The sequence below is a fragment of the Methylococcus mesophilus genome, from assembly GCF_026247885.1.
GTDB lineage: Bacteria > Pseudomonadota > Gammaproteobacteria > Methylococcales > Methylococcaceae > Methylococcus > Methylococcus mesophilus.
On the sequence record NZ_CP110921.1, the window covers coordinates 367,115 to 387,986 of the forward strand.

At 63.9% G+C, this 20,872-nt stretch carries 21 protein-coding genes; 8 read left to right on the top strand and 13 right to left on the bottom strand.

Annotated features, from left to right (window positions below; all coding sequences use genetic code 11):
- Positions 1-8 precede the first annotated feature (8 nt).
- The 3 genes from pqqA to OOT43_RS01795 all read right to left on the bottom strand — a co-directional run bounded on the left by pqqA (position 9) and on the right by OOT43_RS01795 (position 859).
- A complete protein-coding gene (gene pqqA / locus OOT43_RS01785; protein WP_010960722.1) occupies positions 9-83 on the bottom strand; it encodes a pyrroloquinoline quinone precursor peptide PqqA in 75 nt (24 codons plus the stop codon).
- A 171-nt stretch (positions 84-254) separates the two neighbouring features.
- A complete protein-coding gene (locus tag OOT43_RS01790; protein ID WP_266022952.1) occupies positions 255-641 on the bottom strand; it encodes a hypothetical protein in 387 nt (128 codons plus the stop codon).
- A 41-nt stretch (positions 642-682) separates the two neighbouring features.
- Positions 683-859 (bottom strand): hypothetical protein, encoded by a 177-nt coding sequence (locus tag OOT43_RS01795; protein ID WP_266022953.1) that lies wholly within the window; start codon positions 857-859, stop codon positions 683-685.
- Positions 860-1,268: 409 nt separating this feature from the next.
- Between OOT43_RS01795 and OOT43_RS01800 the strand changes: the two genes are divergently transcribed.
- From OOT43_RS01800 to OOT43_RS01810, 3 genes are read left to right on the top strand one after another with little or no spacing between them, the layout of a single operon-like run.
- Positions 1,269-2,876, top strand: a complete 1,608-nt coding sequence (locus OOT43_RS01800; RefSeq protein WP_266022954.1) for a SulP family inorganic anion transporter — start codon at positions 1,269-1,271, stop codon at positions 2,874-2,876.
- Between the two features lie 55 nt (positions 2,877-2,931).
- The gene (locus OOT43_RS01805) at positions 2,932-3,576 is read left to right on the top strand and encodes a carbonic anhydrase (RefSeq protein WP_266022955.1); all 645 of its coding nucleotides are present in this window, start codon (positions 2,932-2,934) and stop codon (positions 3,574-3,576) included.
- Between the two features lie 53 nt (positions 3,577-3,629).
- Complete coding sequence (locus OOT43_RS01810; RefSeq protein WP_266022956.1) at positions 3,630-4,265, top strand: class I SAM-dependent methyltransferase; 636 nt, start codon at positions 3,630-3,632, stop codon at positions 4,263-4,265.
- 8 nt (positions 4,266-4,273) lie between these two features.
- On the opposite strand, the gene OOT43_RS01815 is transcribed toward OOT43_RS01810, so the two are convergent.
- From OOT43_RS01815 to OOT43_RS01860, 10 genes are read right to left on the bottom strand one after another with little or no spacing between them, the layout of a single operon-like run.
- On the bottom strand, positions 4,274-4,681 hold the full coding sequence (locus OOT43_RS01815) for an ATP-binding protein (RefSeq protein WP_266022957.1): 408 nt from the start codon (positions 4,679-4,681) through the stop codon (positions 4,274-4,276).
- A 4-nt stretch (positions 4,682-4,685) separates the two neighbouring features.
- A complete protein-coding gene (locus OOT43_RS01820; protein ID WP_266022959.1) occupies positions 4,686-5,891 on the bottom strand; it encodes a PP2C family protein-serine/threonine phosphatase in 1,206 nt (401 codons plus the stop codon).
- Positions 5,892-7,388 (bottom strand): NDP-sugar synthase, encoded by a 1,497-nt coding sequence (locus OOT43_RS01825; RefSeq protein WP_266022961.1) that lies wholly within the window; start codon positions 7,386-7,388, stop codon positions 5,892-5,894. It abuts the gene before it with no gap.
- Positions 7,385-8,542: a hypothetical protein gene (locus OOT43_RS01830; RefSeq protein ID WP_266022963.1), complete on the bottom strand. Its 1,158-nt coding sequence runs from the start codon at positions 8,540-8,542 to the stop codon at positions 7,385-7,387. Before OOT43_RS01830 ends, OOT43_RS01825 begins: the two co-directional genes overlap by 4 nt.
- A gap of 37 nt (positions 8,543-8,579) precedes the next feature.
- The gene (locus OOT43_RS01835) at positions 8,580-9,896 is read right to left on the bottom strand and encodes a WecB/TagA/CpsF family glycosyltransferase (RefSeq protein ID WP_266022964.1); all 1,317 of its coding nucleotides are present in this window, start codon (positions 9,894-9,896) and stop codon (positions 8,580-8,582) included.
- A gap of 1 nt (position 9,897) precedes the next feature.
- Positions 9,898-10,416, bottom strand: coding sequence for a serine O-acetyltransferase (locus tag OOT43_RS01840; protein ID WP_266022966.1), 519 nt, complete (start codon positions 10,414-10,416; stop codon positions 9,898-9,900).
- A gap of 5 nt (positions 10,417-10,421) precedes the next feature.
- Entirely contained in the window at positions 10,422-11,396 is a 975-nt protein-coding gene (locus OOT43_RS01845) for a glycosyltransferase family 2 protein (RefSeq protein WP_266022968.1), read from the bottom strand.
- Positions 11,383-12,573 carry a glycosyltransferase family 2 protein gene (locus OOT43_RS01850; protein WP_266022970.1) on the bottom strand — a complete coding sequence of 397 codons (1,191 nt, stop codon included), beginning with the start codon at positions 12,571-12,573 and terminating at the stop codon, positions 11,383-11,385. Before OOT43_RS01850 ends, OOT43_RS01845 begins: the two co-directional genes overlap by 14 nt.
- 18 nt (positions 12,574-12,591) lie before the next feature.
- Positions 12,592-13,821, bottom strand: a complete 1,230-nt coding sequence (locus tag OOT43_RS01855) for a glycosyltransferase family 4 protein (protein WP_266022971.1) — start codon at positions 13,819-13,821, stop codon at positions 12,592-12,594.
- Positions 13,818-15,080 (bottom strand): glycosyltransferase family 4 protein, encoded by a 1,263-nt coding sequence (locus OOT43_RS01860; protein ID WP_266022972.1) that lies wholly within the window; start codon positions 15,078-15,080, stop codon positions 13,818-13,820. The genes OOT43_RS01855 and OOT43_RS01860 overlap by 4 nt, the downstream gene beginning before the upstream one ends.
- Positions 15,081-15,259: 179 nt before the next feature.
- On the opposite strand from OOT43_RS01860, the gene OOT43_RS01865 reads away from it, so the two are divergent.
- From OOT43_RS01865 to OOT43_RS01885, 5 genes are all read left to right on the top strand, one after another.
- The gene (locus OOT43_RS01865; protein WP_266022973.1) at positions 15,260-15,604 is read left to right on the top strand and encodes an STAS domain-containing protein; all 345 of its coding nucleotides are present in this window, start codon (positions 15,260-15,262) and stop codon (positions 15,602-15,604) included.
- Positions 15,605-15,665: 61 nt separating this feature from the next.
- Positions 15,666-16,667 (top strand): polysaccharide biosynthesis/export family protein, encoded by a 1,002-nt coding sequence (locus OOT43_RS01870; RefSeq protein ID WP_266022974.1) that lies wholly within the window; start codon positions 15,666-15,668, stop codon positions 16,665-16,667.
- Positions 16,668-16,677: 10 nt separating this feature from the next.
- On the top strand, positions 16,678-18,807 hold the full coding sequence (locus tag OOT43_RS01875; protein ID WP_266022975.1) for a GumC family protein: 2,130 nt from the start codon (positions 16,678-16,680) through the stop codon (positions 18,805-18,807).
- Complete coding sequence (locus OOT43_RS01880) at positions 18,804-19,862, top strand: glycosyltransferase family 4 protein (protein WP_266022976.1); 1,059 nt, start codon at positions 18,804-18,806, stop codon at positions 19,860-19,862. Before OOT43_RS01875 ends, OOT43_RS01880 begins: the two co-directional genes overlap by 4 nt.
- Positions 19,855-20,871: a glycosyltransferase gene (locus OOT43_RS01885; RefSeq protein WP_266022977.1), complete on the top strand. Its 1,017-nt coding sequence runs from the start codon at positions 19,855-19,857 to the stop codon at positions 20,869-20,871. The genes OOT43_RS01880 and OOT43_RS01885 overlap by 8 nt, the downstream gene beginning before the upstream one ends.
- Position 20,872: the final 1 nt, after the last annotated feature.

Here is a 20,872-nt window from a genome sequence, read left to right on the forward strand (position 1 = left end):
GTTTGGGATTAACGGTTGTAGATGTACATGGTGACTTCGAAGCCGAAGCGCATGTCGTTGTAGCTCGGTTTTTCCCAACGCATCTTAATGTCCTCCAGATAATGTTATACGTCTGGTCTTCAAGAGAAAGAGCAGGTTACAGCTCGGCGGCCAGTATACGTACCGCTCCGGTTCGACGCAACAGAGTTTTTCCCGAAATGGAACCGTTGCCATCGTCCGGCGATGGTCTCCATTATTTAATGGGCGGGGGATGCTCACCCCTGGCCGGGGATCAGGCCGACAGAGCCGGGTTTGATCCGCTTGCATTGTACGACCACGTCTTCCAGATGACAGTGGAACCGGTCTCTGTCTCCGCCTCCGCCTTCCCCGCATTCCTCGCAGATCACCTTGCCCGCGCTCTTGCGCTGTTCGACGTGCCAGCCATAACCTTGGGATTCACAGAATATCCTGGCGTGCTTTTTTAGATTGTATTCTTCGGACGCAGCTGCCTCGGCTTCCGTTCTCGCCGCGCATTTCTGCGGCGGGAGCGTATTGCCGATCAGGTCGCGATAGATGTACTCCGTGGCGAAGACGCTTCCGGGCAGCACCGAGACCAGCGCCAGGAGCAGAAGTGAATAGACTTTCAAGCTTGTGTCGATCATGGGGATCTCCTTTCGGCAAAGCCGGTGATGCGGTTCTGGATTCAGCTGAGAACGCGTATGTTCATGCGCGCGACTTCTTCGTTCTGCTGCGCCCGGATGGGATCGTATTTTTCGTTTTCGCTGAGCTTCGCCATCACGACTACGCCCACCAGCGCGGCCGTTGCCAGCGCGACGTATATCCAGAAATAGTCTTTCCCCGTCTGTGTCTCTTCGTTCATCTTGTTGTTCTCCTCTCTTTCGTTCGTATGCTCGTCTGCGTGAAGGCGGAGCCGTGTCCTCGCCGTAGCGGGCATGTCGGAGCTTTGCGTTTTCATGCAGGTTATAGTAGTTTCGTAACGAAACTATGAACCAGGGTAGGCGTCATAAGATTCATTGTCAATACATGATTTAGTCGATACTTCCAGCCGCCTGTCCCGTGGGACTGGAAAGGGTGTCCGGGGAAATGGTTGATATCAACCAGATTGTTGAAATCCACCTCATCCGTATGGTGTAATTCAGCCACAGTCAAACGAGTTGGCGGAAGACCTGCGGTGTCCTCCGCCTGAACGAATGAACTGGGCCGGGCTCAGCGGCGAACCCGCCGGCATGCCCGGGCCAGTTGTACCACACGAGTGGAAAGCATCAGACATGGTCAGAAAACATCTCGCGTACTATCTCGCACATCTCACGCAGGACATCCCGGCCGGCATCGTGGTCTTCCTGGTGGCGCTTCCGCTCTGTCTGGGCATTGCGCTGGCTTCCGGTGCACCCCTGCTTTCGGGCGTGGTTGCAGGCATCGTCGGTGGGCTGGTCGTCAGCTGGGCCAGCGGGTCCCAGTTGAGCGTGTCGGGCCCGGCCGCGGGCCTTACCGTCATCGTACTGCAAGGCATTGAAAAGCTCGGCGGCTTCGAGCACTTTCTGCTCGCCCTGATCCTGGCGGGGCTGATGCAGCTCGCTCTCGGTTTCCTCAGGGCGGGAACCATCGGCGCCTATTTCCCGTCGTCCGTCATCAAAGGCATGCTCTCGGCCATCGGGCTGATTCTGATCACCAAGCAACTCCCCCACGCCGTCGGCTACGGCCAGGACATCATGGGTGAGGAGACCTACCTGCCTCAGGACGCGGAGGGTACTTTCTCGGAACTGCTGCACGCGATGGAGTCGATTTCACCGGGCGCAACGGTGGTGAGTGCGGTCGCCATAGCCATCATGGTGCTGTGGGAGTCCCGTCTTATCCGCTCCGCCCCGCTCCTGGCGCAGATTCCAGGTCCACTGGCGGCGATACTCTGGGCGGTGGGGTTCAATCTCTCGATGGCGGGGTCGTCGCTGGAGATCGCACCGGAGCATATGGTTCAGCTTCCGGACATCCGGGGTTTCGAGGATCTGGCCGGCCGGCTCGTATTTCCGGATTTCAGCCGGATCATGGACCCGGCGGTTTACGCAGTAGCATTCACGATCGCCGTCATCGCCAGTCTGGAAACCCTGCTCAGTCTGGAAGCGGTCGACAAGCTTGATCCGCTGAGGAGGGTGGCGCCGACCAACCGGGAGTTGAAGGCGCAGGGCGCCGGCAACCTCTTGGCTGGCCTGTTGGGCGGGCTGCCGATCACAGCTGTCATTGTCCGCTCGTCGGCAAACATAAACGCCGGCGGGCGTACCAAGGTGGCTTGCTTCATCCACGGCCTCCTGCTGCTGTTGAGCGTGGGCTTCCTCGCCCGCTATCTCAACCACATCCCCCTGGCGGCGCTGGCGGCAATCCTGCTGATGACGGGCTACAAGCTGGCCAAGCCGGCAATGGTGGTGCAGATGTACCGCAAGGGGGCGACCCAGTTCATCCCATTCGCGGTCACCGTCATGGCAATACTGGCCACCGATCTGCTCAAAGGGATCGCCGTCGGCGTCGCCTGCGGTCTGTATTACGTCATCCGGGCGAACTTCCACGCCGCCATTTCTCTCACCCGTCACGGCAATCATTATCTGCTGCGGCTACGCAAGGACGTCTCGTTCCTGAACAAGGCCCTGCTGCGTGAGCAATTGGACCAGGTCGAGCCCGACAGCGAGCTGATCATCGACGGAACCTATGCCGAATTCGTAGATCAGGACATCCTGGAAACCATCGAGGACTTCGTTGAGGCCGCGCGCGATGACCGTATAGTGGTTCATCTGAAGAATCTGAGAACTGCGCAGGGGCATGCCGGCCGAGACTCGGAGAGCCGGCAAGGCGAGGCCGAGGCGGCCCCCATGTATAAGATTTCCGGCTGAATCCCTGGCCGGCAGAACATTCACCGTTCCCTTCAAAACATCAAAGAGCAGACTCATGGAAGCTTTCGAGCGAATGCTGTTGGAAAACAAAGCCTGGGCCAAGGATCAGACACTGAAGGACTCGGGTTATTTCGAGCGGCTGGCGGCCGATCAGAATCCCGCCGTGCTCTGGATCGGTTGTTCGGACAGCCGGGTGCCGGCGGAAATCATCGTCCATGCCCAGCCCGGTGAAATCTTCGTGCACCGAAACATTGCCAACCAGTTGGTCACGACCGATTTTAACGGTTTGAGCGTCTTGCAGTACGCGGTCGACGTCCTCAAGGTCCGCGACGTCGTCGTCTGCGGACACTACAACTGCGGGGGCATCAGGGCCGCGCTGCAGAAGCAGAGCGCGAAGCTCCTGATCGTGAACAAATGGCTGAAACACATCAAGGACGTCTACCGGCTGCATGCCGACGAGATAGAGGCCCTGGGCAGCGAGGAGGAGCGTGTCGGCCGCCTGGTCGAGCTGAACGTGATCGAGCAGGTCTACAATCTGGCCCACACCTCGATCATCCAGCAGAGCTGGAAGCGGGAGCACGGTCCGACCCTGCACGGCTTGGTATACGGACTGCAGGACGGACTCCTCAAACAGTTGATCACCTTGCCTGCCGGCAGCGAGGTTGGCCCCATTTACCAGTACGTCGATTTTTCCGAATAGCGCGGGTATCCTGATCCGCAGCTTGGCAAATAGGCTGAATCCAGGAGCCGGACATGAGCGAGTCCCCCGACGCTACCGAAACGGTCCGCCATCGTTACGACCGCATCGCGCCTTTCTTCGACTTCATCGAAGGCGCCATGGAAGCCATGTGGTTCAAACCCTGGCGACACCGCGTCTGGAGCCTGATCGAGGGCGAACGCGTGCTCGAGGTCGGCGTCGGGACGGGCAAGAACCTCGCGTTCCACCCCGCAGGGCGGCATGTCACCGCGGTGGATTTCAGCGAGCGGATGCTGCGCCGGGCCCGCGAGCGCGCGGCTCGGCTCGGTGTCGGGAGCGATCTGAGACTCATGAATGTCCAGGCTCTGGCATTTGCCGACGGCGAGTTCGACACGGTCGTCGGTACCTTCGTGTTCTGTTCGGTGCCCGATCCGCTCCGCGGCCTCGGGGAGTTGCGGCGAGCCCTGAAACCGGGAGGCAAGCTCGTCCTGCTGGAACACGTACGTTCGGAACGGAAAGCAGCCGGATGGGTAATGGACTTGCTCGATCCCTGGGTTTCCCGCCTGGTCGGCGCTCACATCAATCGCCGCACGGTGGAGAATGTGGAAGCCTCCGGATTCCGGCTGGAACGGGTCGAACGGCTGAACGCCCTGGTGCGGCTGATAGAGGCGCGCAGTCCGTACCCTGCTTGAGGGGCTGCTCAGGCGGACTTGATCCCTTGAGCCTTCACCAGGGTCAGGGTGTTCCTGGATGCCTCCACCCGATATTCGATGCTGTCGAAGCAGGCGGCGATCAGGGGCCAGCCACGGCCGGATTCTTCGAAGGGCTCCGGAAAATCGCTGCGCGGAGGCCAGTGGGGGAGGGGTTGGCCGCTGTCCTCGATCTCGATCGAAATGCTGTGGGGGGCACGGTTCCATGACACCGTGACCGGTTCGCTGGCCCCCCCGTGCAGGATGATGTTGTTCAAGGCTTCGACGATGCCGAGTTCGATGCGGGCGGCATCCACCGGTGAAATGTCGGCGGCGAAGCACAAGGCGCGGATCGTCACGCCCACCAGATTGACGTTGTTCGCTTCGCTGCTGATGGCGAGCCGGATGGCCTGATACATCGAATCACTTCCTCTCTATGGCGACCAGCGAAATATCGTCCGTATAGCTGCCCTGGCCGCGCCAGGCGGACAGCGACTCTTCGAGCCGGCCAATCGCCTCCGCCAGCGGCAGATGGGCGGTCTCTTCCAGCAGGCGGCGGAAGCGTCCGCTGCCGAAAGCTTCCCCCGCCGGGCTCATGCATTCGGTGATCCCGTCGGAGTAGACGAAGAGCCGGTCTCCCGGTGCGAGCCGGTGCGATTCCGAGGCATAGCGCCGGTTTGCGACTACACCCAGCGGCAGTCCGCGAACTGCACTTTCCTCGATCGTTCCCTTCTCTCGGTTCCACAGCAGCGGCGGCGGATGCCCGGCTGCACCGAGTTCGAGGCGGCCGGTCTCCCGGTCCAGTACGGCGTAGATCATGGTAGCGAAATAGCTGTTGGACTCGGGCTGGCCGGCGAAGAAGCGGTTCAATTCTTCCAGCATGCGATTGGGCGAAGGGCTCCCGCAGCCGGATGGTGTGCGAGTTCCTGCTTGGACCTCGAGCGATCGGCTTTGCGCCAGGCATTTGCTCAAGGCGACGGAAATCAGCGCCGATGACACGCCGTGACCGGAGACGTCGAGCTGGAACAGGGCAAGATGGCGATCGTCCAGCGGGAAGTAGCCGAACATATCTCCCGCCAGGAAATCGCTGGCGATGAACAGGGATCGGATTTCCAGGTCAGGCAGCGTCCACGGTTCGGGCAAGAGCGATTTCTGGATCGCGGCGGCTGTGGCCAGATCGTTACGGATGGTCTGATAGGCCTGTTTGAGCTCGCGGTTGACGTTCTCCAGCAGGCGGCTCCGCTCTTCGAGCTGCTGTTCCAACCGGACGATGCGCTCTCCCGCCCTGATCCGGACCCGCAGTTCCTCGCGGTCGACCGGCTTGACCAGAAAATCGTCGGCCCCGGCTTCCATGCCATGCAGCAGCGAGTCCTTGTCGTCACGCCCGGTCAGGAGAATGAAATAGACGTAGTGGGGCAGCTTCATCGACCGCACTCGGCGGCACAGCTCCTCGCCGTTCAGGTGAGGCATGTTCCAGTCGCTGATGACGAACTCGAAACGCTGGGACTGGAACTGCTCGAGGGCTTCACGCCCGTCCCGCGCCGAAGTGACCTCGTAGCCGAGCTTGCGGAGGTACACGGCGACCGCAAGTACCGAAATGGGGTCGTCGTCGACGAGGAGTATCCGCACTCAATCCCCCGGATGCCAAGCGCGGCTGCTGAACAGGGCGCGCATACCGCGCAGGATGACGCGAAACGTCTTGCCCGGCCCCGCCTGGGCGGCGAACACGGCATCGCTCATCAGCCGCTCCTCGGCCGGGGCGGAGGCCGGCAAATCCAGTTGGGTCGGTCCGATCAGGCCGGCAGGGGCCCGGTCCGCCATTTTTTCCCACTCGGCGGTACGGCTGGCAGCCTGCTCGGGTGTGATGGCTTCCGCGCCGACCAATCTCAGGTCGCCCTTCGCCACATTCAAGAGCCAGGGGAGCTTCGCCAGCAGGGGAATGCCGATTGCCCACTCGGCGGCCGTGAAGTCCGCCCGCACCAGGGTGCCGGTGCCGTCCCGGACCAGCCGGTTGCCGCGCATCTGCCGGAACCGCAGTGGCCGGGTCGGGTGCGTCACCACTGCTGCCAGCGCGGCCAGGAACCAAAGCGGCGCCGACGCCGCCAGAAGCAGGAAGCCGCCCAATTGGTTCAACAGGCCGGAAAAATCGTGCTTGATCGAGACTTGATCCAGGTCGGCCAGCAGGAACGCATCGACGATCTTGAGCTGGGCACCGGTGTCGACGCGGAGCAGATCGCTCCCGCGCACGATACCGTTCTCGACCGTCACGAGTTCGCCGACGTAGGAGTGGGGCAGTACGACGGCGTTGGACAGCCGGGCTCCGCGGTCGACGATCACACCGTCGGAGATCACGGTCTGGCCCTGAAGCTGTGCGCTCGGATGGATTCGGCACTGGCTGCCGATCAGCGCGGTGCCGCCCGCGAGGTTTGCGGTCGATACCGAAGAGTTTCGGCCCACTGTGAGTCCCGGCTGGAACTGCCGTCCTGGAATGGCGAGTCCTTGGATGCGCCCGGCCGCGGCGTCGAGGTTTGCCTCATGGAACGTCCGCAGCGATTCCAGCAGACATGCGGTGCCTTCCTTCAGCAGGAGCTTGGCGGCCTCAGGAACAGCCGTTCCGGACATCACGTCTTGCCAGCCCATGCCGCGAGTGTCATCCGCGCTGGCGCGCAGCAGCCACACTCCGGCCGGCTTGCCGTCGCACCAGCCATGAAGGACTGGCGCCTCGCTGGAGCCGGCCGCCTTGAGAAATTTGTCCAGGATCGGCGAGCGCAGCATGTCGCCGCGCACGATCAGAGTCGATTTATCCGGGGACTTGGGCAATTGGCTCAGCAGCAAGGCGATTTCCACTTCGCCGGGGGAGGGCCAGAAGTCCAGACTCAGGCCGAAATTCCGCCCGTCGCCGAGATGCGCGCGGAGTTGCTCGCCGAATGGGCCGACGGCCATCGTCGCTTCCCCGCTGCCGGCGGCCGCCAGCATCTCCAGGGTGTAGTCGACAAGAGGCTTTGCCGCCACCGGCAGCAGAGCGACGCAGGTGCGGTCGGTCAAGGGCAGGAGCTCGCGGCCGATGCGGTCGGCCAGGACGATCACGCGCATGCGGGTTTCCTCGGGCTGGTCTGACTTCTTCATTGCCGTTGCGTTCGCCAGCCGGTCCATGCCAATAGCGACCAGAGCAGCAGATTGGCCGCCGAGACAGCAAGGAAGGTCGGGTCGAAACGGGGGATGTACCAGGTTTCGCGCATGCCCAGATACAGCACTTGCGCCATGGTGATGCACAGCGTCGCGCTGAAGCCGAGGAACAGCCATAACGCCCGCCGGTCCCGGCTGAGGATGTGATAAGCGAGCAGCATGGCGAGAGCGGGGAAAAGGTAGCGCTCGTGCATCTTGATCGACCAGAGGTAGACGGAAACCGGCAGGAAAGCCGCCAGGTAAACGCAGTCCGAAGGGGCCAGTCCACGCCAGGCCAGCCGTACCGCCCAGGCGACGATGATGAAAAGAAAGACCGTACCCCAGTTTTTGAAACTCAGGAACAGCACCGCCTGAGCCGCGTCGGCGCCATTGCCGCCGATGAGTGCAAAGACGTTGGCGGCATTCAGGCTGGCGTAGGGATAGGAGGCCAGGGTTGACGCATATTTCTCGACGACCCAGGCCGGCCCGTGTACCGCGGCGAATGGCAGGACTCCGATGGCGAACACCAGGATCGCGGACGGCAGGAAAAGGCTCAGTTCGGCAGCCGTGTGCCGGCGGAACAGACGGTTCCCGAACCACAGCAAGGGGACGGGAGCAAAGATCAACGCCTGCGGCTTCACCAGCAGCGCCGCCGCGAAAGCCGCACCCGATGCGGCAGGGCGGCGTTCCAGCCACAGCACGCCGAGCAGGACGAACAGCGTAAGCACGGAATCGACCTGCCCCCAAGCCGCCGAGTCGGCGATGACGGCGGGATTGAAGGCATAAAGCGCAGCGAGAGTGAGCGCCTGGGTGGAGCCGAAGTTTTGTGCGGTCGCTAGGCGGTGGATCACCCAGATCGTCGCGAGATCCGCTGCGATCGCCGGGAACTTTAGCATCACCAGAAATTCGGGGGTGTCGAAGCCTGTCTGCAACAGCGCCCGCAATTTGCCGATCAGCCATAACACGTAGATGTAGCCCGGCGGGTAGTCCGCGAAATAGCCCGGACTGTAGAACGAAAGCAGTCCTTCCGCCGCGTGGCCGGCCCAGGCGCTGAAGGTGCCGACGTCGATGGGGTGGCCCTTGAAGGAGGCCGCCAGCACGACGCGCAGCAACATCGCTCCTGCCAGAATCACCGCCAGCCCATATTTCCTTTCAGTTGACGAGTTTTCCAATTTTCTGCCGCCACACGCGATAGAGAAAAAGGGGATTGCCGATGATGTAGCGCCGCCACATTCGTCCCGGCTCCTGCAGCAGCCGCCAGATCCATTCCAGCCCGACTTCCCGCAGCCAAAGCGGAGCTCTCGGGATCCGGCCGGAGTAAAAATCGAACAGCCCGCCCACGCCCATCGCGACGCGCGGCTTGAGCCGGGAGCGGTGTTTCCAAAGCCAAAGCTCCTGTTTGGGGACGCCGAGGGCGACCAGCAGGATGTCCGCCCCGGACCGGTTGATGGCGTCGATGACCTCCGCTTCGGCGTCCGGCGCGAAATAGCCGTCGCGGGTACCGGCGATCTTCAGGCCCTGATAGCGCTGAAGCATGTTGTCGGCTGCCTGCCGGGCCACGCCCGGCCGGGCGCCCAGCAGGAACAGCGACAGGTTTTCGTCCGCGCAGCGTTCGCACAGACGGGGAAACATGTCGGTGCCGTTGACGTTGGCGCGCAGGCTGATGCCCAGAATCCGGCAGCCGAAACGGATGCCGATGCCGTCCGGCAATACGCGTTCGACCTTGCCCAGGACGGCGCGGTATTCCGGATCGCCATGGGCGATGTTCAGGCAATCCGGGTTGACGAAGGCGATCGTCGCCGGACGGTCTTCGCGGACGCGGCGGATGATCCAGTCGATCGCCTCGCCCATCGTGGTGTTGGCGATCGTAACGCCGAAGAACTCCAGATGCTCCGGCATCGGCCGCACGGCATCACCGGCGAGCAATCCGCCGACGCCGGTGCGCAGGACCAGGCCGAGATTGCCCGCCGCCGTTTCGGTGTAATAAAACTCGCGGTCCAGATCCGCTTCGCCCTCATAGGCGATCCCGACCTTGGAGCGCAACGCGTAGGGTGAAAAAACACCGGGCCGGAGGCTGAAACGGATGCCCTGGTCCGCAGGTACCGCCGCGGCCTCGTCGAGACTCAGGGGGCGCGGTCCGGCGAATGCCATGTCTCCCCAGAATATGTTCAGCAGGACCGGGAGCGAGCGGCCTGGAGCGTCGTCGGCGAAGGCGAGCCGCCGGAACGGCGTCTGGAAACGGCCCACCTGCTCCGTGGCGGCGAAGACGCGACCCGCGCGCAGTTTGGCGACGAGGGCGCGGACCAAAAGCAGCGGTGCAAGCAGAATCAGCAGCGCTCCGGCTAGGCTGAAATCGACGATCCGTGGCAGCAGACTGGCCCCCAGGGTCAGCAGCGGCAGCAGCCACAAACGCCAGTGCCAGTGTGAGCGTTTTCCCAGGGGGCCGGGGATGGGGGTGGGGTGGCCCATGTCAGCGTCCGGTGCCGGCGTTCGTCCGTGGCTTGATGCGCGCCGGAACGCCGACCGCGAGGCTGTTCGGCGGTACGTCGGTGATGACCACCGCGTTGGCGCCGATGACGACGTCGTTGCCGATCCGGATCGGTCCCAGCACCTTGGCACCCGCCCCGATATCGACCCGGTCGCCGATCACGGGGGAACCGGGATCGTTGGTACGTTTCAGGCCGATGGTCACCCCGTTGCGGATCGTCACGTCGTCGCCGATCACGGCATCGCCACTGACGATCACGTCGCCGAAGTGCTCGATAGTGAAGCGCCGTCCGACCTGCGCTTCGCAGGGAAGGTCGATGCCGGTGAGTATCTGCGACAGCAATTTCAATATCTTGTAGAGGAACGAGAGTGGCAGCCTCAGCCAGCGCGGTCCAACCCGGTAGCGCCAGCGTCCGAACCGGTAGACCAGCATGACCCAGAGCCCTTGCCGGGTCAGGTCGCCGTCGTAGTTTTTCCAGTCTTCCCGAATATGCTCGAACATGCGGATCACCACGGTTGCGGCGGCGAGACCGTGCCGCCTTCGGTTTCTTTCCAAGCCTGGTTCCACAGGCGGATCAGTCCCTCGGATTCGCGCGCCTTGGCAGGGATGGATTTGCGGTTTCGGAAGGCTCGAAGTGCGTGCCAAGCCTGCTCGAGCACCTTGGCGCTCCAGGCGCCGGCAAAGCCGTGCCATTTGCGGTAATACAGCGCCTGGCTCCGCATCCGCCATAGCGTGAGTTGGGAAGCATGGGAGGAGAAATCCATTTCGCTCAGTGTCTTGGCCGACTCGCCGCCGAGATGGGTGATCACGAGCACCGGCCAGTACATGATCCTGCAGCCGGCCTCCCTGATCCGCCGGCACAGGTCGACTTCCTCGTAGTACAGGAAGAAACGGGGATCGAAAAAGCCGATACGGTCGATCAGGTCGCGCCGCAAAATCGCGAAGGCCCCCGGCACCCAGTCCACTTCGGCTTCCTCGGCCGGGTCGGCCCAGGTACGGTCGAAACGCCCGAACAGCCGGGATTTCGGGTAGCGGTACGCGAGACCGCTCAGGATGATGAACTCGTTCAGCAAAGAGGGGAACATGCGGGCGGAAGGCTGCCAGCCGCCGTCCGTGCCGATCAGGCGACCGCCGGCCATGCCGACATCCGGCGAGGAATCCATGCGTTCCAAGGCGGCGTCGAGAACGCCGGGCGCGAGATAGGCATCGGAATTCAGCAAGACCAGGTAGCGTCCGCTGGCTTCTTCGAACGCGCGGTTGTTGGCGTTGCCGAACCCGAGGTTCACGGGACTTCGGATCAGCCGGACTTCCGGAAACTCGGCGGCGGCCATGTCGGCCGATCCGTCACGGGACGCGTTGTCCACCACGATGGTTTCGATGCCAGCCCGTCCCGCCTGTTCGCGCAGGCTGGACAGACACTGGCGCAGCAGATCGCGGGTGTTGAACGATACGATCAGAACCGAAATGTCAGGCGGAGTCATCGGATTTGGTCCTTTCGGTGCGTACCCAGGCGGCTTCCCGACTTGCGGATGAGAGCATACGTTTGCCCAGCGTGAGCTTCCAGACGATATAGAAAGGCGCCGTGGCCAACGCCGCCCAGTCCCGCCAGCCGGCGCGTCCTACGGCCAGGGCGGCGGCGACGTGCAAACCGACGACGGCCATGCCGGACGCGGCGAGTATCCTCCCCGGTCCCCAGGGCCAGGCCAGCAACAGGGCCAGCAAAATCATGTGAAAGGCCAAAGGCAGCAGCAGCAGGTCCAGCAGTGGCTCCAGCAGCGGCCAGTGGCCTCCCGCCACCTGCCGGACAAGTGGAGGGATTTGTTCCCGCATCATCCGGAACCGCCCGCCCTCCCAACGGGCGCGCTGGCTGGAAGCCACCGCACCGGTGGCCGGGACTGGCGACCACACCGTCGTGCCGTCGCAGAAGCGGACGCGCTTGCCCGCTTGCACCAGGCGAATGTGGTATTCCAGGTCCTCGGCGATGGAGCCGGCGTCGAAGGGGACGCTTTCCAAAGTCCTGCGATGCAGCCCGAAGCCGCTGCCGAGGATTCCGGCGGACCAGCCCCAATATTCCCGCCCGCGCGGACGCAGCACGTTGAACGCCAGCCAGGCCACGTGCATCAGGCGGGCCCGGATCGATTGTTCAGGGTTGGACACGCAGTAACGGGCCTGCACTGCGTCGGCGCCGGCCTGGAACCGCGCCGCGAGTTCGGTGAGGAAGTTCGCTTCGACCCGCGTGTCGGCGTCCACCACGACGAAAACCTCGTGATCCTCCTTCAGCAGGATCGAGAAGGCATGGTCCAGCGCATAGCCCTTGCCGCGCCGTTCCGGGTCGTCACGGACCAGCACCCGTGCACCGGCGGCCTCGGCGCGCGCGGCGGTGTCGTCGCCGCAGTTGTCGGCGACGACGACGACCGTTACGGTGTGAAGGCCCACTTCGGCCCCCTGGATGCCGCGCAGGCAGGCCTCGATGCCTTCGGCCTCGTCGTGCGCCGGGATCACGATGCAGAAGCGGATAGGAGCGGTGCCGCTGCCGGCCACGGTTTTTCGGGGAGGCATCGCGCCGCCGAGCGTCAACATGGCGAGTTCGAAGGTGCCGGGCAGGACGGCTGCGCTCAACAAGGCGCCGGGTATCATGATGAGGGTGTCGGTCGGCATGCCGGAGCCTCGAAGCGGTCAGGAAGGGGAAAGCCGGTGTGCGAAAACATCCGCCAGCCGCGCGATGCTTCCATCCAGTTCGTATTCGGCCAGCACCTTGGCGCGCCCGGCTTCCGTCAGTCGGCTGCGGAGCGCCGGATCGTCCATCAGCCGCTCGATGGCGGCGGCGAGGCCTTCGACATCGGACGGCGCGACCAGCAAACCTTCGATGCCGTCTCTGATCAGTTCCGGCACGCCGGTGATGTGGGTGGTGATGCAGGGAACGCCCAGCGCCATGGCCTCCATCAGCACCACCGGCAGCCCCTCCGCCAAGCTGGGCAGCACGAAGGCGTCGGCGGCAGCGTAGTAGCCGAACACCTCGTCCTGGTTGACGGCCCCGGCGAAGCCGACGGCGCTTTCCAGCCCCAACCGAGCGGTCTGGGCTTCCAGCGAGGGGCGGTCCGGTCCCTGGCCGACCAGGGTGAGGTGGACCCGGCGGCCGCGGGCGAGCAGCAGGGCCAACGCATCGAGCAGGATGTGCTGCCCCTTGGCGGGCACCAGACGGCCCACGCAAAGCAGATCGAACACGGCGCCGGCAGATTTGCTCTCACGCAGGGTAAAACGGGAGGGATCGACGCCGAGCCGGCAGACCTCTAACTTGTTCCAGTGCGCCACCGGCGAGAGCTTCATCAACTGGCTGCGGGCATAGTGGCTGATGCAGACGATGAAGTCGGCGCCGGCAACCTTCTCCGTCAGGCGGTAGCCGGGGGCGTCGTAGAACTCGTCGGGACCGTGTACGGTGAAGGAAAAGCCGATGGGAAAAATTTTGCTGGCGATCAGGCCGACCATTGCGGCGGGCGTCGCGAAATGGACGTGCAGATGGGAAAGCCCCGCCCGCCGCATCCAGTCGCCGAGCATGACGGCTTCCACCCAATAGGCGAGTTGGTAGCCCAATTTTTTGACGTCGGTGCCGCCAAGCCGCAGCGCGAACCACAAGCCTGCGGCGAGGGCCGACGGGCGGCGCAGGGCGGTCAGGCACAGGGCCTTCAGCGCGCCGACCGCGCCTTGGGGTTTGAGATACCAGGATGCGTCCGCCTCCTGCCGTTCCTCCGCCGTCAGTTTTTCGGGCGGCCGATCCGGCGGGTTCACCGAGGCGACGCGGATCGCGAAACCCCTCGTTCTGAGGCCGAGCACTTCCCGCAGGATGAAGGTATGGGAAATGGCGGGGTATTGGCTGACCAGATAAGCCAGTTTGTAGGTGGCGGTCATCGGCTCTCCAGGCATTCGCGGTAGAGGGACAATGCCGAGTCAATCTTCGCGGGCCAGGAATACCGCTGTTCGACCCGCCGGCGGCCCGCCTGGCCGCGGCGGCGCCAACTCTCCGGATCGCCGATGATGTCTTCGAAGATTCCGGCGAGTCCTTCCACGACGGGTTTCCAGCCGGTGGCGGGCACCAGGGCGCCGACCTCGCCGTCGACGATTTCCGAAGGCCCGCCGTAGTCCAGCGCGACGACCGGCCTTGCGGCGGCCATCGCCTCCAGCAGCACCGCTCCGCCCGATTCGCGGATGGAAGGCAGGCAGAACACATGGGATTCGGCCAACCGGCGGGCCACTTCGGCGTGGGGGAGGGAGCCAAGAAACTCAACGTGAGGGGCGAGCCCGAGTTCTTCTGCCTTTTGCCGCAGCGAATTTTCTTCCGGGCCGGCGCCTGCGACGGCGACATGGACGGGCGCCCCGGCGCAGACCCTCGCCACCGCTTCGAGCAGCATGGCCACCCCCTTGAAGGGAAGCAGACGGCCGACGAAAAGGATACGCAAAGGCCGCCCCTTGCCGGGGGGTGCTGGCCAGGGCGCGGCGCGGAAGACTTCGAGGTCTACACCGTTCTCCAGCATGTCCCGGCACTTCGGTCGGTAGCGTTGCGGCATGTCGGCGCGGGTGGCGGCGGTGGCGGTCAAGATCAAGCGCGCATTCCGGCTGGAGCCGAGCAGCCGGTCCGCCAGCCGGCCCAGCCGCCGCACCGGATAAAGCCAGCCGGATTCGGCGGCCATGATTTCGGGAAAGTTGTCCGGCGACTTCAAGCCACCGTTCCAGGGACCCAGGATCAAAGGCAACCCCAACCGGTGCAACGTGGTGGCCGCCAAGGGAGACACCGGCGTCGGCTGATGGATAAGGTCCCAGCTTTTCCCTTGCTTGCGGAGCTTCCGCAGCACGCGCAGCGCCAGCCGGTCGTAAACGAAAAAATCCAGCGAGGAGATCAGGAATACCGGATGTTCGCTGCGGGGAAACAGGCGGGAGGCCAGACGGTAGAGGGGGCCGGCGAACCACTCAGTGTCGACGTAAACGATGTCGGTACCGGGCAGCGGGGCACCGGCCTCTTCCAGCACCTTCCGGTTGCGCACGTGGGTCACCAGGGTGAGTGGAAGGCGCCCGGCCAGCCGCGAATACCATTCCCAGCCGATCTGGGAGACCGATCCCATACCCGGCGCGCACTGGTAGGCCGAAAGGAGCAATCTGCCGAAGTTTTCCATACTTTCCCCAGTCGATAGCGATCGAGCCGATGCTTGCTGCCCCACGGGCGCACGGAATTGTAGCACCCGCCCGGCCATGGGCGGACAGCGTGCCGTGCAATCTCATCGACTTTGTGAAACCGTTCTAACTACAATAACCAAGCATAGCCATTTCTCGATGAATGCCAGGAGTAGGGGGGATGCTTCTCAAGCACAGGACGCAGGACAACGTGGACATCGCCGAGCTCGGCGGACGCCTGGTGATGGCGGATGCTGCCAAAGCCAGGGCCGAGCTTCTGGCCGTCGTGGAAAAAGGCACCGGGTGCCTGGTGGTGGATCTGGGCGACGTGAGCTTCGTCGATTCCAGTGGACTGTCGGTGCTGATCGCCGCCTTCAAGGCCATCGAAGTACGGTCGGGAAAGATGGTCCTGGCGGGGCTGTCCCCGGAAATCCAGGCCTTGATAGAACTGACCCGGCTCAACGAGATTTTCCTGGTTTTCTCCGACGCAGAGCGCGCCGTCGGCTATCTCACGTCGGCCGAATGATTTCCGGCCGAAGGGATTCGTCGCGGCCATCGAGAGCCATCGCCGACAGGGACGCTGGAAGATGAAACCGTGCCGTCTGGCTGGGATTGTCACGAGCTTCGCGCTGATCGCGGGACTGGCAGGGTGCGGTTCGTGGGAATCGGTGCCGGATGCCACACCCGGCGCACGGGAGGCGTTCAGCGCGCCGCAGAAGGCTGAGACGATGTCGCCGGCGGATGTGCTCAGGGCTTTCCAGGAGGATACCGTCACCGATTATCGGGTCGGCGACGGAGACCAGATCAACATCGACGTGGTCGGCCGGACCGAGCTTTCGGGTCCTCAGGTGATCGGGCCGGATGGTTATGTCACCCTGCCGGTGGTCGGCAACATTCCCATCCGCAACCTGACGCGGGAAGGGGCGGCGAATGCCATCAGCAAGGCATTGAGCAAGTATTATCGTGATCCCTTCACCACGGTGCGGGTGCTTCAATACGCTTCCAACCGCGTCACTGTGCTGGGCCGGGTCGAACATCCCGGCCCGGTGCCTTTCGATACGCCCCCCACACTGCTGGAAATCCTGTCGAAAGCTGGCGTGTTCCCTTTGATCCGCCCGGAGCAGGTGCTTACGAGCTGCGCGGTGATTCGGCACGACCGTATCCTCTGGGTGGACATCGGAAGGCTACTGGGGGGCGATCTGCAACTCAACGTGCAACTGCATCGGAACGACGTGGTGTACATCCCCGACGCTTCGGACCGCCAGGTGTTCGTGCTCGGCGCCGTCAACAAGCCGGGCGCCTACCGGCTCACTTCGCGGATGTCCTTCGTCGATGCGCTGGGGCAGGCCGGCGGTCCTACGCCGGATGGCCACCAGGGAGAAATACACCTGATTCGCCCGCAAAAGGGCGTTAACCTGCAAATAGCCCTGAGCGATATCATGAGACCGGATCCCAGCCTGTCGCTTGCCCTGGAACACGGCGACATCATCTATGTGCCCATGAATACCGCGTCGAAGATCGGCTTCGTTCTGCAGCGGGCCAACCCGTTCATGCAGGCCTGGATGCTTCGCCAGATCGGCACAATGTAGCGCGGTCACAATGAACGCATCCGGCGCCGAGACTAGCCCGACTCCGCCGCAATCCGGCGGCACGCTGATGCCGCTGGTGAGCTTCCGCAGGCATCGGCGCATCGCTCTGATCGTCATGGCCGTGGTCGTCGTGCTGGGGGCAGGATTTGCCTGGGTCAAGGGCACGGCTGTCTACTCGGCTACCGCGGTGCTGTACGTAGCACCGCATTTCGTGAACATCCTCAAGGAATCCAAGGAGCTGGACATCCCCGCCTATGACCAGTTCATCGAGCATCAGGCGCTGACCGTACCGCGCTACGACATTCTGCTGGAGTCGTTGGCCAAGCTCGGCGACAAACGCTACGCCTGGCAACTGAAGAAGGAGTCGGACCGGCGGGCCGCTGAGCGGCTGCAAGCCGCGCTCGAGGTGAAGCCGGTCAAGGACAGCTATCTCATCACGGTCACGTTGGAATCGACCACGCCGGATTATCTCGACGAACTGGTCAACACCATCGTCGACACCTATCTCGAAAAATCCCGTGAGTCGGATTCCTTTTTTGCCCGCAACGTTCGCTTGGCCAGCTTGCAGGAAAGGCGGACCCAGATCCAGGCGGATATCAACGCGCACCTGGCCCGCCGCACCAAGATTGCAGAGGAGCTGAGCATAACGACGTTCAGCGAGCAGATCGCAAGTCCTTATGACAAGTTGCTGGGCGAAAGCCAGAACGCTCTGGCGACGGCCCAGCGCAACCGGTTGGCGAGCGAGGCCGCGCTGGCGCTGTTCGAGGACAGAAGCAGCCGGCAGGGGCAGGACGCCATCGCCGCGGCGGCTTTCGACACCATCCAGAAGGACCCGGGGCTGATCAGCCTGAAAGGCAGCCTCTATAAGCGCCGCAGCGACCTGCTGCAGCAGACCAGCGGTCTCGATCCGAGGCATCCGCTGAAGGTTCAGATCGATCGTGAACTCAAGGAAATCGACGAGGAGCTCAGTCGCACGGTCGACAAGCTCACCGAACAGGTGGCGAAAAGCCTCATCGACCAGCGCAGGTCCGACGTGAAGCGCGACCGCCAGATCGAACAGGAACTTTCCCAACAGCTCGAATCGTTCCGCCAGAAGGCCTCCTGGTTCGCTGCGCTGTACAACGAAGCCTTGAGCCTCAACGACGAAATCGAACGCAGCCGGAAACAGCTAGACGTGATCGACGGTCGTATCGAATTCTTCGAGTTGGAGTCGCGGGCGCCCGGTTTCGTTCGTGTCGAAACCTATGCCCGTTCCCCGGAGCTTCCGATCAAAGGCGGCCGGAAGAAGCTTTTTGCCGTGGTGTTGGTGCTGGCGATGATCCTGGGCGTCGCCACGCCGGTTGGGCTCGACATGCTGGATCAGCGCATCCGCACGACCGGTCAGGTCGCCAAGATCATCGGGCACAGGCCGGTCGCCTGGTTCGTCGAACATCACGGCAGCCCCGACTTGAAGCGGATGAGGGCGGATCAACTGCGCCGGCTGGCCATCGCCGTTAACCGGGAGCGCGAGTCGCAGGCCGCCCGGCTGGTGTTGCTGACCTCGGTCAAGCCGGAGGCCGGGGTGACCGGCCTCGCCCTGGACTTGGCCTCCGAATTGGCCGTACTTGGTGTGCGTACGGTAGTCGTGGAAGCCAATCCGTGCAAGCCCGACCCTCGCTACCGGGCCGGGTCGGCCAAGCCGGGTTTGGCCGAACTGCTGGCCGGCTCGGGCGAAGCTCCGGCGGCGGTCGTGGCCGCAGCGGGCGGACTGCCCGATCGATTGGGCGCAGGAAGCGCGCCGGGTCGGCAGTTGTTCGCCTATCCCGTCTTGCGCCGGTGCCTCGACGAGTTGAAGGCGGCCTACGATCTGGTGTTGATCGATGGGCCGCCCCTGCTGTTGTCCGCCGATACCGAATACTTGGTGGAAACCGCGGACGTCACTCTGATGCTGGTCGGAGCCGGCCAGGTCAAACCGGGCGAACTGCGAAGAGCGGCGGGCATCCTGCAGAAGATCGACCCGAAGGCGGTGGGCTTCGTGGTCACCCGTCTGGAGGTCTACCGGGGCGGCGGCTACTACGCCAAACTGGCCGAGGAATTCGCATTGGCCGCCGCCAGCCACGAAAATGGGCAGGAACACACATCGAGGAGGCTGGAGGGATGAAACCGGCGTTTCTTTACGTGCTGCACAGCGGCAACCTCTACGGCACCGAGCGCATGGCGCTGGCGACCCTGGACGGTTTGCGCGATCGCCTGGAACCCGTCCTGTTCGCCCCGCCCGGCCCCGCCCTGGGCGAGGCGCGGCGGCTGGAGATCCGGACCGCGGAATTCCGCGGCGCGCGCGACCTGGCCGTCAAACTTAGGCCTTGGATCGCCCGTCACCGCCGGATCGCTTTCGCCGCTACCGGCGTCAGCCATTCGATGATATTCCTGGCCTGGAACCTGCTATACCGGCGTCGCAACGTGCACATCCATCTCGTGCACGGCGGCACGGATGAGCGCGAAAGCTACGGGCGCAAACGTATCTTGAACGGAAGAGGGCTACGCTTCGTCGCGGTGTCCAATTTCGTCCGGGACCGTCTGCTCGCTCACGGCGTCGCCGAAGCCGATATCGACGTGTGCGAAAATTTCCTGCCGGACCGGCAGATCGCCGAGGCCCCGCGGCGGTCCGCATTCCACGCTGGGATCCGCAGCGTCGTCGTGGTTTCGCGCGTCGATCCGATCAAGCGGATCGACTTGCTGCTCGACTGTCTGGACCGGCATCCTGCACTTCAGAGCCTGAATTTCCGCATTTGCGGTACCGGCTGGGACCTGGAGGCACTGCGGGAGCGGGCGGAAAAGCAGCATCCGAACGTGGTGTTCGAAGGCTTCAGCGACAGGATTCCGCAAGTCCTGGCGGAGAGCGACCTGTTGCTGCATCTGTGCCCGTGCGAGCCGTTCGGCCTCGCCATTCTGGAGGCCATGGCCGCCGGCATTCCCGTGCTGGTGCCGGACGCCGGCGGTGCGGCTTCCTTGATCGAACCCGGCATTTCGGGATTCCAGTTCCGTGCCGGCGACGCCCGCGATCTGGGAGTCGTGCTGGAAGAGGTGGCCGGCCTGCCGGCCGCGGGCATCAACGGGGTGGTCGCGGCGGCCGACGCCAGGCTGCGCGAGCGCTATTCGAGCAAGGCGGGGCTGGAGCGCTACGCCAATCTGTTCAAGGAGCTTGCCAATGACTGAGCCGACACCGTTCATCCAGCCTTTGCTTTCGGTCGTGGTCATAGGACGCAACGAGGGCGAGCGCCTGAGCCGTTGTCTTGCGTCCGTGTGCGGAATGCGCGACCCCGGCGGTCCGTTCGAGATCATCTATGTCGACTCGGCCTCGCGGGACGACAGCGTGGCGCGCGCGCGCGCGTTCGGCGCAAGAGTCGTCGAGGTGAGTCCCGAACGGCCCTCCGCCGCCCTCGGACGCAACGCCGGCTGGCGGGAAGCCCAAGCGCCGTACCTGCTCTTCCTAGACGGTGACACCGTGCTGCACCCGGATTTCGTGGCCGACTCGCTGCCCGAGTTCGGCGATCCGAAGGTCGCCGTGGTGTGGGGGCACCGGCGCGAGCTCCATCCCGAACAGTCATTGTTCAACCGCGCGCTGGACCTCGACTGGGTCTATCCGCCGGGCCCTTCCGATTTCTGCGGGGGCGATGCGCTGGTGCGCGCCGACGTCATTCGCTCCGTCGACGGTTTCGATGCCAGCCTGATCGCCGGGGAAGAGCCGGAAATGTGCCAGCGCATCCGCGCGCAGGGGTTCTCCATCCTGCACGTCGACCGCCCCATGACCGGGCACGACCTGGCGATGAAAACCTGGGCGAGTTACTGGAAGCGGGCGTTCCGGGCGGGCTATGCCTATGCCGAAGTATCCGAGCGGCTCCGGCACACGGAATTTCCGCTCTGGGTGGAGGATGCGCGGCGGAATCGGGTGCGCGGCGGTTTCCTGAGCTTCCTGTTCGCTGCCGGAGCCGTGGCCTCGGTGATCACCAGGACTTTGCTGCCCCTGGGACTGGCGCTGGCGGTCTTCCTGGCGCTGGCCCTGCGCTCGGCCTGGAAGGCGCGCTGGAAAGGGGGGGGGCTCTGGACGCTTCTGCTCTACGGCATCCACTCGCATCTCCAGCAGATCCCCATTCTGGCCGGCCAGATCGCCTGCCGGATCGACCGCCGGCGCAGACGCGGCCGGTTTCTCATCGAGTACAAGTGAT

Excerpts from the sequence above, each read along its gene's own strand:
- OOT43_RS01790 (WP_266022952.1), bottom strand. The coding sequence starts at position 641 with ATGATCGACACAAGCTTGAAAGTCTATTCACTTCTGCTCCTGGCGCTG.
- OOT43_RS01795 (WP_266022953.1), bottom strand. The coding sequence starts at position 859 with ATGAACGAAGAGACACAGACGGGGAAAGACTATTTCTGGATATACGTC.
- OOT43_RS01800 (WP_266022954.1), top strand. The coding sequence starts at position 1,269 with ATGGTCAGAAAACATCTCGCGTACTATCTCGCACATCTCACGCAGGAC.
- OOT43_RS01805 (WP_266022955.1), top strand. The coding sequence starts at position 2,932 with ATGGAAGCTTTCGAGCGAATGCTGTTGGAAAACAAAGCCTGGGCCAAG.
- OOT43_RS01810 (WP_266022956.1), top strand. The coding sequence starts at position 3,630 with ATGAGCGAGTCCCCCGACGCTACCGAAACGGTCCGCCATCGTTACGAC.
- OOT43_RS01815 (WP_266022957.1), bottom strand. The coding sequence starts at position 4,681 with ATGTATCAGGCCATCCGGCTCGCCATCAGCAGCGAAGCGAACAACGTC.
- OOT43_RS01825 (WP_266022961.1), bottom strand. The coding sequence starts at position 7,388 with ATGAAGAAGTCAGACCAGCCCGAGGAAACCCGCATGCGCGTGATCGTC.
- OOT43_RS01830 (WP_266022963.1), bottom strand. The coding sequence starts at position 8,542 with ATGTTGCTGCGCGTCGTGCTGGCGGCCTCCTTCAAGGGCCACCCCATC.
- OOT43_RS01835 (WP_266022964.1), bottom strand. The coding sequence starts at position 9,896 with ATGGGCCACCCCACCCCCATCCCCGGCCCCCTGGGAAAACGCTCACAC.
- OOT43_RS01840 (WP_266022966.1), bottom strand. The coding sequence starts at position 10,416 with ATGTTCGAGCATATTCGGGAAGACTGGAAAAACTACGACGGCGACCTG.
- OOT43_RS01845 (WP_266022968.1), bottom strand. The coding sequence starts at position 11,396 with ATGACTCCGCCTGACATTTCGGTTCTGATCGTATCGTTCAACACCCGC.
- OOT43_RS01850 (WP_266022970.1), bottom strand. The coding sequence starts at position 12,573 with ATGCCGACCGACACCCTCATCATGATACCCGGCGCCTTGTTGAGCGCA.
- OOT43_RS01855 (WP_266022971.1), bottom strand. The coding sequence starts at position 13,821 with ATGACCGCCACCTACAAACTGGCTTATCTGGTCAGCCAATACCCCGCC.
- OOT43_RS01860 (WP_266022972.1), bottom strand. The coding sequence starts at position 15,080 with ATGGAAAACTTCGGCAGATTGCTCCTTTCGGCCTACCAGTGCGCGCCG.
- OOT43_RS01865 (WP_266022973.1), top strand. The coding sequence starts at position 15,260 with ATGCTTCTCAAGCACAGGACGCAGGACAACGTGGACATCGCCGAGCTC.
- OOT43_RS01870 (WP_266022974.1), top strand. The coding sequence starts at position 15,666 with ATGAAACCGTGCCGTCTGGCTGGGATTGTCACGAGCTTCGCGCTGATC.
- OOT43_RS01875 (WP_266022975.1), top strand. The coding sequence starts at position 16,678 with ATGAACGCATCCGGCGCCGAGACTAGCCCGACTCCGCCGCAATCCGGC.
- OOT43_RS01880 (WP_266022976.1), top strand. The coding sequence starts at position 18,804 with ATGAAACCGGCGTTTCTTTACGTGCTGCACAGCGGCAACCTCTACGGC.
- OOT43_RS01885 (WP_266022977.1), top strand. The coding sequence starts at position 19,855 with ATGACTGAGCCGACACCGTTCATCCAGCCTTTGCTTTCGGTCGTGGTC.